Consider the following 13,832-nt stretch of genomic DNA (forward strand, 5'->3'; position numbering starts at 1 on the left):
CTAAATTCCACTTTGCCACTGCCGAATGGACTCGAACGGATGCAGCAGCATGATCACGTTGAGTGTCAGATTGTCCCGGATGAGATAGCCGACACCGAATTCGAAGATGAGGGCGAGGGTTACGACCACCCATATAGGAAGCCTTCGCGCCATGACAAACCCCAGCACCATGGCCAGCGTGTCCGACACCGAATTAATGATGCTGTCGCCATAATAGTCGAGCGAGATCGTGCCGGCGCGATAGCGATCGATGATGAAAGGGCTGTTCTCGAGCAGCTCCCAGCCGCCCTCTATAACCACCGCAAAGGCCAGCCTGAGCCCGATCGGCGAGCGCGGGAAAAGGAACCACGCCAGCGCATAGAACAGGAAACCGTGAATGATGTGCGAGAAGCTGTACCAGTCGGAAATATGCTGGGAATTCTCCGAGCTCTGCACGATGCCGTGCCACAGCTTGACATAGCCGCAGGTACAGATCGGCGTCCGCCCCATGCCGTAAAGGACCCCGGCCTGGAAGATGACCAGGCCGAGAACCAGCAGAAGCCCCATTCGCCAACTGTCGTAGTAGGCCGAGACGGTTTTGTCGCTGGATACACTCATGCTGCTATTGCCCCTCTTTTGCGTCACCCTGTCCGGCATCACCCTCTGGGGCATCAATCGCCATCAGCACGGCATCGCCATATTCCGACTTCCTGCGATCGATAGCCGTGAAACCGGCCTTTTCATAGGCACGGGTAGCTCGTGCATTGGCGGGGTCTGGGTCGATGATGACGCGCGGCGTACCTTCCTCGAAAAGCTGCTCGACGAACTGCCGGACGATCGCCGAGCCGTGGCCGACCCCGACAAGCTCCGGCACGCCGATCGACAGATCGATGCCGAGCGTGCCGAACGGCTGGTCGCTATAGGGATGGCCGTCCTCCAGATGCGGATCGTAGCTCTGCAAATAGCCGATGGGCTTGCCGTCGAGCTCGATAATCAGCGGCTCGACCGAAATGCTGTCGATGTGCTCGCGGATCTGCGCGATCTCGGTCTCGGGATCGTCCCACCACTCGGCAACATGCGGCTCGGCAAGCCAGCCGGCGATCATCGGCAGGTCCCTCTCGGTCACCGGCCGAAAACCGTAGCGGAGGCTCCGCTCAGGCGGCATCGAGGGTTTCGACGACGAAGCTGTTGTTGGTGTAGACGCAAATGTCTGACGCGATCTGCATCGCCTTGCGGGCGATCTCCTCTGCGCCCTTGTCACTGTCCACCAGCGCGCGTGCCGCTGCCAGCGCGTAATTGCCGCCCGAGCCGATGGCCATGATGCCAAATTCGGGCTCCAGCACGTCGCCGGTGCCGGTCAGCGCCAGCGACACCGACTTGTCGGCCACCAGCATCATCGCTTCCAACCGCCGCAAATAGCGGTCGGTGCGCCAGTCCTTGGCGAGCTCGACGCAGGCACGTGTCAGCTGGTCGGGATATTGTTCGAGCTTGGCTTCGAGTCGCTCAAGCAGCGTGAAAGCATCGGCGGTGGCGCCGGCGAAACCGGCGATGACGTTGCCGCTTTTGCCGATGCGGCGCACCTTCTTGGCGTTGCCCTTCATGATGGTCTGGCCGAGGCTGACCTGGCCGTCGCCGGCGATCACCACCTTGCCGCCCTTGCGCACGGTCAGGATGGTCGTGGCATGCATGGTCAGTTCATTCGACATTTTCTGCTCCGATAAGCACCGATCCCATCGAGGCGATCGGCGCGTTACGAGTGACTTGATCGGCCATATGTATGCATAGGCCGGACGATTGCAAACCGGCCATCCGCCGGGCCGGACTGTGCTCCGCAGCGGTAACTGGCAATCGCCGGATCATGCTGCTAGAAGGCTTTCGTTTTCAGGCATGTGAACGCCTGAATCGTGCAAAATCTGAGACAAGGATGAGGTCATGGCGCCCCGTTCCGCCGAGATAAGCCGCAAGACCAGGGAAACCGACATCGCCGTGTCGGTTCAGGTCGACGGCTCGGGCAAATCCGACGTTTCGACGGGCGTCGGCTTCTTCGACCATATGCTGGACCAGTTGTCGCGCCATTCGCTGATCGACATGACCGTGAAGGCCAAGGGCGACCTGCACATAGACGACCACCACACGGTCGAGGATACGGGCATTGCGCTCGGCCAGGCGCTGGCCAAGGCATTGGGCGAGCGGCGCGGCATCATGCGCTACGCCTCGATCGATCTCGCCATGGACGAGACACTGACGCGGGCGGCAATCGATGTCTCCGGCCGGCCTTTTCTGGTCTGGAATGTTTCATTCTCGTCGCCGAAGATCGGTACGTTCGACACCGAGCTGGTGCGCGAATTCTTCCACGCGCTGGCGCAGAATGCCGGCATCACGCTTCATGTCACCAATCATTACGGCGCCAACAACCACCACGTCGCCGAGACCTGCTTCAAGGCCGTGGCGCGTGCGCTGCGTTCGGCGCTTGAGCGCGACCCGCGCCAGCCGGACGCGGTTCCCTCCACCAAGGGATCCCTGAAAGGATAGCGTCATGGCCATCTTTGTCGTGATGGAGCCGCCAGGCCGCAGCGAAAGCGTGGACACTACTTTTATCCGTGACGGCTTTGCCTGGCTCGGCTTCTTGGTGCCGCCGCTGTGGCTGGCCTGGCACCGGCTCTGGGTCGAGGCGGCATTGGCGTTTGTCGCCATGGGCCTGCTCTCGATGCTGGGCGAAAGGCTGGACCTGGAAACAGCCGGCTCGCTTTTATCCCTGCTTGTCATGCTCTTTGTCGGACTGGAAGGGCAGGCCTTGCGGATCGCAGCCCTGCGTCGTCGTGGCTGGCATGAATGGGGCGTGGTCGAGGCCGACAGGCTCGACGACGCAGACGTCCGCTATGCGTTGGAAGCCGATGCTCAGTCGGCTGAACAACCGACGGTGCAACGCATCGTCCCAGACGCAGCACATGCCCGGTCGGCGCAGATGGGCCTGGCGCTGGGGCTGAACCATATTCCGGGAAAGCCCTGAGATGAGGGTGGCGATCATCGATTACGGGTCGGGCAATCTGCGCTCGGCCACCAAGGCCTTCGAGCGTGCCGCGCATGAAGCCGGCATTGCCGCCGCGATCGAACTCACCGCCGATGCCGAGCGGGTCAGGACCGCCGACCGCATCGTCCTGCCCGGCGTCGGTGCCTATGCCGATTGCGCCGCTGGACTGCGTGCGGTCGCCGGCATGTGGGAAGCGGTCGAGGAGGTGGCGATCGCCAAGGCTCGGCCGTTCCTCGGCATCTGCGTCGGCATGCAGCTGATGTCGGAGCGAGGCCTGGAAAAGACCGTCACAAAGGGCTTTGGCTGGATCGCCGGCGACGTCAAGGAGATCACGCCGGCCGATCCGACACTGAAGATCCCGCAGATCGGCTGGAACACGATTGACCTGAAGCGCAAGCATCCGCTGTTTTCCGGCATTGCGACGGGTGGCAAGGGACTGCACGCCTATTTCGTCCACTCCTACCATCTCGATGCACGGAAGGAGGATGAGGTGCTGGCGGTTGCCGACTATGGCGGCCCGGTAACGGCCGCTGTCGCCCGCGACAACCTAGCCGGAACGCAGTTCCACCCCGAGAAGAGCCAGGCGCTGGGCCTGGCGCTGATCACCAATTTCCTAGGCTGGAGGCCCTGAACCATGAGCAAGAGGGGCTATTGGATGGCAATGGTCGATGTCCACGATCCCGAGATCTACAAGCAGTACATCGAGGCCAATGCCGCGGCTTTCGCGAAATACGGCGCGAAGTTCCCGGTGCGCGCCGGGCGGTACACCAGCCCGGAAGGACCGGCAGGCAATCGCCACGTGCTGGTGGAATTCGAATCCTATGAAAAGGCGCTGGAATGCTACGGCTCGCCTGAATACCAGGAGGCCTTGAAGTACAGGCTAGCCGGCTCGACCGGCCACTTTGTCATCGTCGAAGGCGCCTGAAGGTGTTTCTGTTTCCGGCGATAGACCTCAAGGACGGCAAATGCGTGCGCCTCAGGCATGGCGACATGGCCACCGCCACCATCTACAATGACGATCCCGCCGCTCAGGCGCGCGCCTTCGAAGAGCAGGGCTTCGAATGGTTGCACGTCGTCGACCTCAACGGCGCCTTCAAGGGCCAGAGCGTCAACAGCGCCGCGGTCGGCGCCATCCTGAAGGCGACGAGCAATCCGGTGCAGCTCGGCGGCGGCATCCGCACCCTGGCGCAGATCGAGGACTGGCTCGACCGTGGGCTGGCCCGCGTCATTCTTGGCACCGTGGCGGTGCGCGATCCGGATCTGGTCAGGCAGGCCTGCAAGGCATTCCCGGGCAAGATCGCCGTCGGCATCGACGCCAAGGGCGGCAAGGTCGCGGTCGAAGGCTGGGCTGAAGCCTCGAGCCTCGGCGTCATTGAACTGGCGAGGAAATTCGAGGGTGCCGGCGTCGCCGCCATCATCTACACCGATATTGACCGCGACGGTGTGTTGACCGGTATCAACTGGGACGCCACCATCGATCTCGCCGACGCGGTGTCGATCCCGGTTATCGCCTCGGGCGGGCTCGCCTCGATCGCCGACATCGTGCGCATGACCATGCCCGATGCCCGCAAGCTCGAAGGCGCGATCTCCGGACGCGCCCTCTACGACGGCCGCATCGACCCAGCCGAGGCATTGGCGATCCTGCGCGGCAAACCGATGGCAGGGGTGTGAAACGTGAAGGTCTCGATTATCGTTGCTCCCTACGACAGCGGGCACTATCACGAAGGGTGCGGCCAGGGGCCGGATGCCATCATCGGCGGTGGGCTGGTCGAAGCCCTGACCGTGGCTGGCCATGACGTCGCCGTCGAAGATATCGGCAAGGTCGGAGACGAGCAGGGGCGCGAAATTGCAACCGGCTTCGCCGTCTGCAACGCCGTCGCGACCAAGGCTAACCTCGCCCGCGATGGACGACGCTTCCCCATTATCCTTGCTGGAAATTGCCTGACCGCCGCCGGTGCGGTCGCCGGTGAAGTTGCGGATTCGATCATCTGGATCGACCAGCATGGCGATCTCAACACGCCGGAGACGTCCTCCTACGGCTTTCTCGACGGCATGGCGCTGGCGGCGACGCTCGGGCTCTGCTGGCATCCGATGGCGGCAGCAATTCCGGGGTTCCGGCCGATAGACCCGGCGCGCTGCATGCTGGTCGATGCCCGCGACCTCGATCCCGACGAAAAGCGACTGCTGGAAACTTTGCCGATCGTGCGCACCGAATGTGCCGGTGCACTCGATATGGTCGGAAAGCTCACGGCGACAGGGACTGTGCGGGCGCATCTGCATCTCGACCTGGATGTCCTCGATCCGGATGTGTTGCAGGTGAACCGCTACGCGCACCCGGGAGGCCCGAGTCCGGAACAGCTACGGCAGCTTGCCTGCGGACTGGCCAGGTCAATCCCAATCGTCGGCGTGACGCTCTCGGCCTACGACCCGGCCTTTGATTCCCAGTCCGAAGTTCCGCCCGTCGTCGGCCAGCTGCTTGTCGACTTTCTTGCGGCGATCGAGAGGATCTGATGCTGAAAGCCCGCGTCATCCCCTGTCTCGACGTCAAGAACGGCCGTGTCGTCAAGGGCGTCAATTTCGTCGACCTGGTCGATGCCGGCGATCCCGTCGAAGCGGCAAAAGCCTATGACGCGGCCGGCGCCGACGAGCTCTGCTTTCTCGACATCACCGCCTCGTCGGAAAACCGCGAGACCATTTTCGATGTCATCGCCCGCACCGCCGAACAATGTTTCATGCCGCTGACCGTTGGCGGTGGCGTCCGTCAGGTCGCCGACATCAGGAAGCTGCTACTGGCCGGCGCCGACAAGGTGTCGATCAACACGGCGGCGGTGAAGACCCCAAATTTTGTCGCCGAGGCTGCCGACAAATTCGGCAACCAGTGCATCGTCGTCGCCATCGATGCCAAGAAAGTGTCCGCTGCGAGCGAGGCTGATCGCTGGGAGATATTCACCCATGGCGGCCGCGAGAAGACCGGCATCGACGCCGTCGAGTTCGCTCGGCGAGTGGTCGATCTCGGCGCCGGCGAGATCCTGCTAACATCGATGGACCGCGACGGCACCAAGGCCGGCTACGACATAGCCCTTACCCGCGCGGTCGCCGATGCCGTACGCGTGCCGGTCATCGCTTCCGGTGGCGTCGGCACGCTCGACCACCTTGTCGAAGGCATTCGCGACGGCCATGCCGGCGCGGTGCTGGCGGCGTCGATCTTCCATTTCGGCACCTACAGCATCGCCGAAGCCAAGCTGCACATGGCTCAGGCCGGACTGCCGATGCGGCTGGACTCGCCGGGTAATCGGTCCTAGAGCCTTTCCGGCTAAGAAGAGGCTGTAAACGCCGTCATGACCGAGTTCTCGCTCTCCGATCTGGAGAAGATTATTGGCGAACGCGCACGTTCCGGCGATCCGGATTCGTGGACGGCCAAGCTCTTTCAGCGCGGCATGAGCAAGGCAGCGCAGAAACTCGGCGAAGAGGCGGTCGAAACGGTGATCGCAGCCGTCAGCGCCGATAGGGCCGCGCTTGTTTCGGAAAGCGCCGATCTCATTTATCATTGGCTTGTCGTTCTCGGCATAGCGGACATTCCGCTGAGCGATGTGCTCAACGAGCTTGAACGCCGCACCGGTCGTTCGGGTATCGCCGAAAAGGCGTCTCGGCTGGACCGGGGCTGATCGCTGCGGAGGAACTCGATGGACCAGCTCGCTCCTACCGAGAAGTATTCACCCTATCGTTTCTTCTCGGCCGAGCAATGGTCGCGGTTCCGCGCCGATACGCCGATGACGCTCACCGAGGACGAGGTCCGTCGTCTGCGGTCGCTGAACGATCCGGTCGATCTCCACGAGGTCGAGCGCATCTATCTTTCGATGTCGCGGCTGTTGTCGGCTCATGTCGAAGCCAGTCAACTCCTGTTCAGGCAACGCCAGGCCTTCTTCAACGCGCTGGACGCGGCCAAGACACCGTTCATCATCGGCATTGCCGGTTCCGTGGCGGTCGGCAAATCGACCACGGCGCGCGTGCTAAAGGAGCTGCTGGCGCGCTGGCCGTCGAGTCCCAAGGTCGACCTGGTCACCACCGACGGCTTCCTGCTGCCGAACGAAGTCCTGCGCCGCAACAACCTGATGGAGCGCAAGGGCTTTCCCGACAGCTACGACGTCGGCGCGCTGCTGCGCTTCCTGTCCGGCATCAAATCGGCGCAGCGCAACGTCCGCGCGCCGGTCTATTCGCACCTGACCTATGACGTCATTCCGGGCGAGTTCCAGACCATCGACCGGCCCGACATCCTGATCTTCGAAGGCATTAATGTCCTGCAGCCGGGTAAGCTGCCGAAGGACGGCAAGATCGTGCCTTTCCTGTCGGATTTCTTCGACTTTGCCATCTACATCGATGCCGAGGAGGCGCTGATCCATCACTGGTATATCGCCCGCTTCATGCGGCTGCGCGAAACCGCCTTCCGCGACCCGGCCTCCTTCTTTCACCGCTATTCGCAACTTTCCGAGGATGCGGCCCGCGCCATCGCCGAGGGCCTGTGGACCAACATCAACCTGAAGAATCTGCGCGAGAATATATTGCCGACCCGCGCCCGTGCCGATCTCATCCTGCGCAAGGGCGCCAACCATCTGGTCGAGGAAGTGGCGCTCAGGAAACTGTGAAATCCCGGGGCATTCCTTAAAGTCATCTTAACCCAGTCTTTCTATTGTCGGGCCTGATCTGCGGGCTCGGCAAACAAATGAATGCGCCATTCCTAAACATCGATCGGCCGGCAGCTGACCGCATCGCACGTCCGGGCAGCGGCGGCGCAACGATTGCCCTGATCGTGCCTGTCCACAATGAGGAAGGCGCAATTGCTCCATTCCTGAAGGCGGTATGCGAAAGCACCGCGCCGCTGAAGGACAAAGGCGTTGCCCTCGAGTTCATCTTCGTCAACGACGGCAGCAGCGATACGACGCTCGAAAAGCTGATCGAAGCCCAACAGACCGATCCACGCATCCACGTAATCGACCTTTCACGCAATTTCGGCAAGGAAGCCGCGATGACCGCGGGGCTCGACAGCTGCGATGCCGATGCAGCGATCCCGATGGATGTCGATATGCAGGATCCGCCGCATGTCATTCCGCTGCTTGTGGAAAAGTGGCGCGAGGGTTTTGAGGTTGTTCTGGCCAAGCGAGCCAATCGGTCGAGCGACAGCTTTCTCAAGCAGCGCTCCGCTTCGATGTTCTACCGCGTTCACAACTGGATCGCGCAGCAGAAGATCCCGCACGATGTCGGCGACTTCCGTTTGATCGACCGCCAGGTCATCCAGGCGCTGCGGTCTTTGCCCGAACGCCGTCGTTTCATGAAGGGCCTGTTCGCCTGGGTCGGGTTCCGCACCGCAAGCGTCGAATATGTCCGCGATCAGCGCATCGCCGGCCAGTCGAAATTCTCCGGCTGGAAGCTGTGGAACTTCGCGCTCGAAGGCATCACCAGCTTCTCCACCGCTCCGCTTGAAATCTGGACCTATGTCGGCGCGACGATTTCCGCGCTGTCGTTCCTCTACGGCCTGCTGATCGTCGCCAAGACAATGATCTTTGGCGTTGATGTGCCCGGCTACGCCTCCCTGCTGGTCAGTGTTCTTTTCCTTGGCGGCATCCAGTTACTCGGCATCGGCATCATCGGACAATACCTCGGCAGGGTCTACGCCGAGATCAAGCAGCGTCCGATCTACATCGTGCGCCGCAAATATGAGGGAATGAGCTGATGGAGATCGACGCCTACCGACAGATGGCTGCCACCGAAGACGAGCATTGGTGGTTCTGCGGGCGTCGCGCCATCGCCGAGGCGGTCATTCGCAGCATCGGCCTGCCTGAAAACGCGCGCATCGTCGAGATCGGCGCCGGCACCGGCGGCAACATCCGGATGCTGGAGCAGTTCGGCGCAGTGACGGCAGTCGAGATGAGCGATCTCGCGCGCAGGATTGCCTGGGAAAAGACCGGCCGCGACTTCCTCGCCGGACATCTGCCGGACAACATTCCTGTCGCGCCGCAAAGCTGCGACCTCGTCTGCCTGTTCGACGTGCTGGAACATGTCGCCGAAGACGAGGCGTCGCTTGCCGCGATCCGCCAGATGCTGAAGCCGGGCGGCGGCGTCGTCCTCACGGTGCCAGCACACCAATGGTTGTGGAGCACGCATGATGTTGGGCTGCATCACATGCGGCGCTATTCACGCAATCTGCTGCGTGAACGAATTGAAAAGGCTGGTTTCGCGATCGACCGGCTGAGCTACACAAATGCCGCGCTCTTCCCGGTAGCGGCGCTGGCACGACTGGTGGACAGGTTGCGCAGGCCGGCCTTGCCAGCCGGTCATGCCACGCCGCCGAAACCACTGAATGCGGCGATGAAGGCAGTGTTTTCGGCGGAAGGCCGCATCATACCAAATGCAAACCTGCCCTTCGGCGTTTCGCTGCTGGCGGTGTTCCGCAGGGACAGCGCCGTCGAAACCGCTCGCCTCGACGAGAAATTGGCAGCTTGACCGCGTTATGGGCACCGGCTCGTATCGTCGACTATCGCGCTTTGCGCTGATTGGCATTGCGTCGACACTGATCTACGCCGTTTGCGCTTTCCTGCTGTCGCGTGGACAGGCGACGGCGGCCCTGCCGGCGGCGCTCACATCGTTTGCGGCCTACGCCGTCGCCGCGCTGTTCTCCTACACCGGCCATAAATATTTCACCTTCACCTCGGGCGGCAGCCACGCGATGGAACTGCCCCGCTTCCTCCTGCTCACCGCTTCCGGCCTCGCCGTCGCGATCGCCCTGCCGGCGCTTTTGACCCAGATGCTCGGCATCCCCGCCGCAGTCCCGATCCTGCTTACCTGCATTGCCGTGCCGGTCATCAACTATGTCGTCCTCGGGCGCTGGGTGTTTCGTGGTCTCTAGCGCGCGACCCCTCAATGAACTGCTGCCCGGCGCCAACCGCTTCTCGCCCTTTGCGGGCGTAGCGGGTGCTTTGTTGCTGCTGGCCTGCCTGGTCGTCACATACGCCGTCTGGCTATCCACCGTTGCAATCCCGACCAATGTCGACGTGTCATGGCTTCTGGTCGTCTGCGACCGCCTGCTTGGCGGAGAGCGGCTCAACACGGACATCGTGGAGACGAACCCACCTTTCTCGATCTGGCTCTACATGCCATTCATGCTCCTGGAAAAGCTCACCGGCATACGTGCGGAATTCTGGCTGACGCTTGGCGTCGTTTGCCTGAGCCTGGCCAGTCTTTTCGGTTCCGTCCGTATTCTCGCGCGCGATGAACCGGTCTACCGGCAGCCCCATGCGCTGTGGGCGGCAGCGGCGGCCCTGTTTTTGATCCTGTGTTTCATGCCGGATCAATTCGGCCAACGCGAGCACTTCGCATTGATTGCCATTCTGCCTTGGGTGGCGTTGCAATGCACACGTCAGCGGAACCTGGATTTCAGCGCGGGCTCGCGCCTGGAGCACATGGTCGCGGGTTTCGGCGCGGCGGTCGTGGTCATGGTCAAGCCGCCCTATTTTGTGCTGGCCTTCATGTTGCCGTCGCTCTGTCTTGCGCTTGAAAGGCGGTCGCTGAGACCGCTCTTCGTCGCAGAGAACCTGGTGGGCGCTGCGATCGTGGCCGCCTATATAGCGTCCATCGCGCTCTTCGACCGCGCTTACGTCAGCGACGTCCTGCCCTTGGTCAGGGAGGTCTATCTTCCGTTGAGGGCCTCTGCCGCCGATATGCTGGCAAACTGGCCGAAAGTGGTGCTGCTTCTGGCCGCCGCCACCGTGCTTGCGGCCGGCGGCCTGAGAAAGACGAACTGGGACGTCAGGATTCCGCTCCTGACCGCCCTGGGGTTCATTCCGGCCTTCATTGTCATGGGCAAGGGTTGGCCCAATCACGCGCTGCCGATGGTCGTTGTTGCGACACTTGCATTTGGCATCCAGCTTGTGCGGTTCGGCACATTCGGCAGTGCAGGCTTCGTTCGCAAGGCCGCCCTGATCTTCGGCTGCGTGCTGGTGCTGCAAATAGCGGTCAGGGCACAGTACGCGGCGCTGACGACGGATAACGGCCCGATCGCCCGGTCTGTCGCCGCGATCCGCGCAACGGTCGAAACCCCGGCCATCATGTCGATTGCCGACCAGATGCAGGTTGCCCATCCCCTCGCCAGGCTGGTCGGCGGCAGGTTCATATCACGCCATCCGAGCGCCTGGGCGGTCTCCAACGCGGACACGCTCGCCCGCGTCACCGGCGATCTCGAACGGAGACCGGAACTTGAAAGCATCCGCGATCGGGTGATCGGCGAAAACGCCGCCGAGATATCAGCGAAGAAGCCCGATATCGTGCTGTCAGGCTCGCCGGCGTGGACTGCCCTGATGCTGCAGGACAAGCGGATCCAGGTCGCCTTGGCCGGCTATCGTCTGCTGCACGCCGAGCCGGAAATCACTGTCTATCTGCGTTACACGGCGCCTGCGCCGCTCCAAACCGATTGAGCAGGAGCCCCCGGAAACCCATGACACGGCTGGATCCAATCGCTCCACTGGACGACATATGGCTCGATCTCGAGAGCCTCGGTGCAACAGCATGAGCGTCTCGAACGACATTGGCGGCTTGAGCCGCTGGCGCGACCGGGATATTGCGGCGTCGCTGCTTCCTAGCCGCAATGTCCTGGCCATTGCCGCAGTCACCGTCTTCTCGATCTTCTGGCAGCGACGTTGGGGGACTGTTCCCGACACTAGCTGGCTGATCACGGTCTGCGAGCGTATGCTGTCCGGTGAGCGGCTTTACTCGCAAATCTACGAGACCAATCCCCCATTCAGCGTCTGGCTCTATCTGCCGCCAGTGGCTGCAGCTAGATTGCTGGGCACCGCCCCGGAAATCCTGGTTGAGGCCTGGACATACCTTGCCGTGCTTATCGGACTTTCGCTCTCGGGCGTGATCGTCAAGCGTGCGGGTTTCACCGAAACTGCATCATTGTTTGCACTGGGGCCAGCGTTTTGCGCAATGTTGGTGGTCTTCCCCGGAAATGCCTTCAGCGAGCGGGAGCATATCGGCATGGCACTTTTCATGCCGCTGCTTGCGCTTCATGCCTGGCGCGCGCGCAGAGATGCAGCTGCCCAACCAGACCCCGGGCTCGCCGCACTCGCCGGCCTGTCGGGCAGCATTCTGCTGCTGGTCAAGCCCTACTATGCGATCATGGTGTTGGCGCCGGCGCTGGTCGTTGCAGTGCGCCGGCGCAGTCTGAAATCGATCTTCGCCCTGGAACACTGGGTCATTGGCGGCATCTGCGTTGTCTATCTCGGCACGGTCACGCTGATCCATCCGGAATTCGTGCGCGACATCTATCCCCTCTTGGCGGACGTTTATGCAAAGATCGGCATCTTTTGGCCGATTGTGATCGGCTACGGTTTCTCGTGGTGTTTCCTTGTCTTCCTGATCTGGTGGCTGTGGCCTGCCAGACAGTTTCCAGAGCTGGCGGCGGTAGCGTTGGCGGCATCGATCGCTGGCATGTTTCCGCTGTTCTACCAAGCCAAAGGCTGGTCTTATCATGCCTATCCCGCGATCCTTTGCGCCGCGGCAGCCATTTTCTGCCTGTTGGCACTGCCCAGGATCGTGCAGCAGCCGTCGAAGCTGTTGACGTTCGTGACGGCTCCTTCGCGAGCTTGGGCATTGGCGGCGGTGGCAATCGCTTTCTTGCCGTACTGGAGCACCCAGAAACCAGGGCCGGCGCTGGTTGCCGCAATTCGCGCCGCCACCGATCGGCCGACCGTAGCGTTGGTTAGTTCGGATATTTCCTCGGGACATCCGTTGAACCGTATGATCGATGGGCAGTTCGTTTCGACCCACGTCAGCGATTGGCTTGGAGCGTTCGCACTTTCCCTGTCCCGGCAGGCAGCTCTCTCGGGTGACACCGCCGAAGCCATGCGTTACCGAGCCATCATGGCGCGCTACGTCGAAAGCAAACGCGAAGAGTTCGTGCGTCTGCGCCCGGATATCGTCGTCTTCAAGAAAAACAACACGATGTGGACAAGCCAACTGATGGAGCGTTTTGGCTTTGACGCCATCCTGGCGCACTACCGCATTCTTATCGAGGACGAGACCGAGCGCATCTATCTGCGCGACGATTATGTCCGCCCGGGCCACCGGCCACCCGAACAGCCTATTTCGGCATCGTCACCCGTCGCAGCGTCAGATTGATGCGGCCGCCACTCCTAAGCAATGCCGAGGTCGACGGGTAGATACGGTCGACGCCGTGAAAGCAGAGCCGCCCTTCGCCGCCAAGCACGACGACGTCGCCGCTCCTCAGCCTGAACGATTTGGTGGCGCCGTCGCGCGTCGTCTGGCCGACCCGGAACAGGCAATCGTCGCCGAGCGACACCGAGACGACAGGCGCGGAGAAATCGCTCTCGTCGCGGTCCTGGTGAAGACCCATCTTGGCATCCTGCGAATAGAAATTGACCAGGCAGGCTTCCGGCAGGTGCGCATAGGCAGATACATCCCGCCACAGTTCGAGCAGCATCTCCGGGATCGGCGGCCAAGGCCTTCCGGTCACCGGATGGGTCGGCTGGTAGCGATAGCCGTGCTCCTTGTCGGTGACCCAGCCCAGCGGACCGCAATTGGTCATGCGCACGCTCATCTCCTTGCCGGTACGCGGCATCGCCGGCACGAACAGCGGGGCGTTCTGCACGATCTGCCTGATATCTTCAACCAGCACTTCCTGCATGGCGCGCGACAGGTAGCCGGGCATATGGCGGACGCCTTTGGGCAGTACGAGCATCGCGTCGCTTAATCCGTTGGTCTGGAGAAATCAGAATGCCACCGTCAAATGAAAACGGCGACCCGAAAGCCG

18 protein-coding genes are annotated in these 13,832 nt (G+C 62.1%); 14 read left to right on the forward strand and 4 right to left on the reverse strand.

Translation table 11 applies throughout. From position 1 onward, the window contains the following. Genes NKI97_RS24750 through hslV form a run of 3 tightly spaced genes read right to left on the reverse strand, consistent with a single transcriptional unit; the run spans window position 1 to window position 1,685 of the window. Window positions 1-597, reverse strand: a complete 597-nt coding sequence (locus NKI97_RS24750) for a DUF2585 domain-containing protein (RefSeq protein WP_023677528.1) — start codon at window positions 595-597, stop codon at window positions 1-3. Between the two features lie 4 nt (window positions 598-601). After that, window positions 602-1,144 (reverse strand): GNAT family N-acetyltransferase, encoded by a 543-nt coding sequence (locus tag NKI97_RS24755; protein WP_352837062.1) that lies wholly within the window; start codon window positions 1,142-1,144, stop codon window positions 602-604. Further along, a complete protein-coding gene (hslV, locus tag NKI97_RS24760) occupies window positions 1,134-1,685 on the reverse strand; it encodes an ATP-dependent protease subunit HslV (RefSeq protein WP_352743939.1) in 552 nt (183 codons plus the stop codon). The genes NKI97_RS24755 and hslV overlap by 11 nt, the downstream gene beginning before the upstream one ends. 226 nt (window positions 1,686-1,911) lie before the next feature. On the opposite strand from hslV, the gene hisB reads away from it, so the two are divergent. The 14 genes from hisB to NKI97_RS24830 all read left to right on the forward strand — a co-directional run bounded on the left by hisB (window position 1,912) and on the right by NKI97_RS24830 (window position 13,180). Continuing rightward, window positions 1,912-2,511, forward strand: a complete 600-nt coding sequence (hisB, locus tag NKI97_RS24765) for an imidazoleglycerol-phosphate dehydratase HisB (RefSeq protein WP_352454820.1) — start codon at window positions 1,912-1,914, stop codon at window positions 2,509-2,511. 4 nt (window positions 2,512-2,515) lie between these two features. Further along, window positions 2,516-2,989 carry a DUF2628 domain-containing protein gene (locus NKI97_RS24770; protein WP_352743937.1) on the forward strand — a complete coding sequence of 158 codons (474 nt, stop codon included), beginning with the start codon at window positions 2,516-2,518 and terminating at the stop codon, window positions 2,987-2,989. 1 nt (window position 2,990) lies between these two features. Beyond that, window positions 2,991-3,641 carry an imidazole glycerol phosphate synthase subunit HisH gene (hisH, locus tag NKI97_RS24775; RefSeq protein ID WP_352505976.1) on the forward strand — a complete coding sequence of 217 codons (651 nt, stop codon included), beginning with the start codon at window positions 2,991-2,993 and terminating at the stop codon, window positions 3,639-3,641. Window positions 3,642-3,644: 3 nt separating this feature from the next. Next, on the forward strand, window positions 3,645-3,935 hold the full coding sequence (locus NKI97_RS24780; RefSeq protein ID WP_352743935.1) for a DUF1330 domain-containing protein: 291 nt from the start codon (window positions 3,645-3,647) through the stop codon (window positions 3,933-3,935). A 2-nt stretch (window positions 3,936-3,937) separates the two neighbouring features. Beyond that, window positions 3,938-4,681, forward strand: a complete 744-nt coding sequence (gene hisA / locus NKI97_RS24785; protein ID WP_352454816.1) for a 1-(5-phosphoribosyl)-5-[(5-phosphoribosylamino)methylideneamino]imidazole-4-carboxamide isomerase — start codon at window positions 3,938-3,940, stop codon at window positions 4,679-4,681. A gap of 3 nt (window positions 4,682-4,684) precedes the next feature. After that, complete coding sequence (locus NKI97_RS24790) at window positions 4,685-5,521, forward strand: arginase family protein (RefSeq protein WP_352743933.1); 837 nt, start codon at window positions 4,685-4,687, stop codon at window positions 5,519-5,521. Continuing rightward, a complete protein-coding gene (gene hisF, locus NKI97_RS24795; RefSeq protein ID WP_023677537.1) occupies window positions 5,518-6,312 on the forward strand; it encodes an imidazole glycerol phosphate synthase subunit HisF in 795 nt (264 codons plus the stop codon). The genes NKI97_RS24790 and hisF overlap by 4 nt, the downstream gene beginning before the upstream one ends. A gap of 36 nt (window positions 6,313-6,348) precedes the next feature. Further along, the gene (locus tag NKI97_RS24800; protein ID WP_352576337.1) at window positions 6,349-6,675 is read left to right on the forward strand and encodes a phosphoribosyl-ATP diphosphatase; all 327 of its coding nucleotides are present in this window, start codon (window positions 6,349-6,351) and stop codon (window positions 6,673-6,675) included. 18 nt (window positions 6,676-6,693) lie between these two features. After that, window positions 6,694-7,653, forward strand: coding sequence for a type I pantothenate kinase (gene coaA / locus NKI97_RS24805; protein WP_352451662.1), 960 nt, complete (start codon window positions 6,694-6,696; stop codon window positions 7,651-7,653). A gap of 77 nt (window positions 7,654-7,730) precedes the next feature. After that, on the forward strand, window positions 7,731-8,738 hold the full coding sequence (locus NKI97_RS24810) for a glycosyltransferase family 2 protein (RefSeq protein WP_352454814.1): 1,008 nt from the start codon (window positions 7,731-7,733) through the stop codon (window positions 8,736-8,738). Beyond that, on the forward strand, window positions 8,738-9,508 hold the full coding sequence (locus NKI97_RS24815; protein WP_352616823.1) for a class I SAM-dependent methyltransferase: 771 nt from the start codon (window positions 8,738-8,740) through the stop codon (window positions 9,506-9,508). The genes NKI97_RS24810 and NKI97_RS24815 overlap by 1 nt, the downstream gene beginning before the upstream one ends. A 7-nt stretch (window positions 9,509-9,515) precedes the next feature. Beyond that, window positions 9,516-9,911: a GtrA family protein gene (locus NKI97_RS24820; RefSeq protein ID WP_352451659.1), complete on the forward strand. Its 396-nt coding sequence runs from the start codon at window positions 9,516-9,518 to the stop codon at window positions 9,909-9,911. Continuing rightward, window positions 9,901-11,475, forward strand: a complete 1,575-nt coding sequence (locus tag NKI97_RS24825; RefSeq protein WP_352837068.1) for a hypothetical protein — start codon at window positions 9,901-9,903, stop codon at window positions 11,473-11,475. Before NKI97_RS24820 ends, NKI97_RS24825 begins: the two co-directional genes overlap by 11 nt. 442 nt (window positions 11,476-11,917) lie before the next feature. Beyond that, window positions 11,918-13,180, forward strand: a complete 1,263-nt coding sequence (locus NKI97_RS24830; protein ID WP_352837071.1) for a hypothetical protein — start codon at window positions 11,918-11,920, stop codon at window positions 13,178-13,180. Here NKI97_RS24830 and NKI97_RS24835 read toward each other — a convergent pair. Further along, entirely contained in the window at window positions 13,143-13,760 is a 618-nt protein-coding gene (locus NKI97_RS24835) for an alpha-ketoglutarate-dependent dioxygenase AlkB family protein (RefSeq protein ID WP_352743924.1), read from the reverse strand. The genes NKI97_RS24830 and NKI97_RS24835 overlap by 38 nt on opposite strands. Between the last annotated feature and the right edge of the window lie 72 nt (window positions 13,761-13,832).

Source organism: Mesorhizobium sp. M0296, from assembly GCF_040321675.1.
In the GTDB taxonomy this organism is placed as follows: Bacteria; Pseudomonadota; Alphaproteobacteria; order Rhizobiales; family Rhizobiaceae; genus Mesorhizobium.

Coding starts and splice junctions, on each gene's coding strand:
- NKI97_RS24750 (WP_023677528.1), bottom strand. CDS start 597: ATGAGTGTATCCAGCGACAAAACCGTCTCGGCCTACTACGACAGTTGG.
- NKI97_RS24755 (WP_352837062.1), bottom strand. CDS start 1,144: ATGCCGCCTGAGCGGAGCCTCCGCTACGGTTTTCGGCCGGTGACCGAG.
- hslV (WP_352743939.1), bottom strand. CDS start 1,685: ATGTCGAATGAACTGACCATGCATGCCACGACCATCCTGACCGTGCGC.
- hisB (WP_352454820.1), top strand. CDS start 1,912: ATGGCGCCCCGTTCCGCCGAGATAAGCCGCAAGACCAGGGAAACCGAC.
- NKI97_RS24770 (WP_352743937.1), top strand. CDS start 2,516: ATGGCCATCTTTGTCGTGATGGAGCCGCCAGGCCGCAGCGAAAGCGTG.
- hisH (WP_352505976.1), top strand. CDS start 2,991: ATGAGGGTGGCGATCATCGATTACGGGTCGGGCAATCTGCGCTCGGCC.
- NKI97_RS24780 (WP_352743935.1), top strand. CDS start 3,645: ATGAGCAAGAGGGGCTATTGGATGGCAATGGTCGATGTCCACGATCCC.
- NKI97_RS24800 (WP_352576337.1), top strand. CDS start 6,349: ATGACCGAGTTCTCGCTCTCCGATCTGGAGAAGATTATTGGCGAACGC.
- coaA (WP_352451662.1), top strand. CDS start 6,694: ATGGACCAGCTCGCTCCTACCGAGAAGTATTCACCCTATCGTTTCTTC.
- NKI97_RS24810 (WP_352454814.1), top strand. CDS start 7,731: ATGAATGCGCCATTCCTAAACATCGATCGGCCGGCAGCTGACCGCATC.
- NKI97_RS24815 (WP_352616823.1), top strand. CDS start 8,738: ATGGAGATCGACGCCTACCGACAGATGGCTGCCACCGAAGACGAGCAT.
- NKI97_RS24820 (WP_352451659.1), top strand. CDS start 9,516: ATGGGCACCGGCTCGTATCGTCGACTATCGCGCTTTGCGCTGATTGGC.
- NKI97_RS24835 (WP_352743924.1), bottom strand. CDS start 13,760: ATGCTCGTACTGCCCAAAGGCGTCCGCCATATGCCCGGCTACCTGTCG.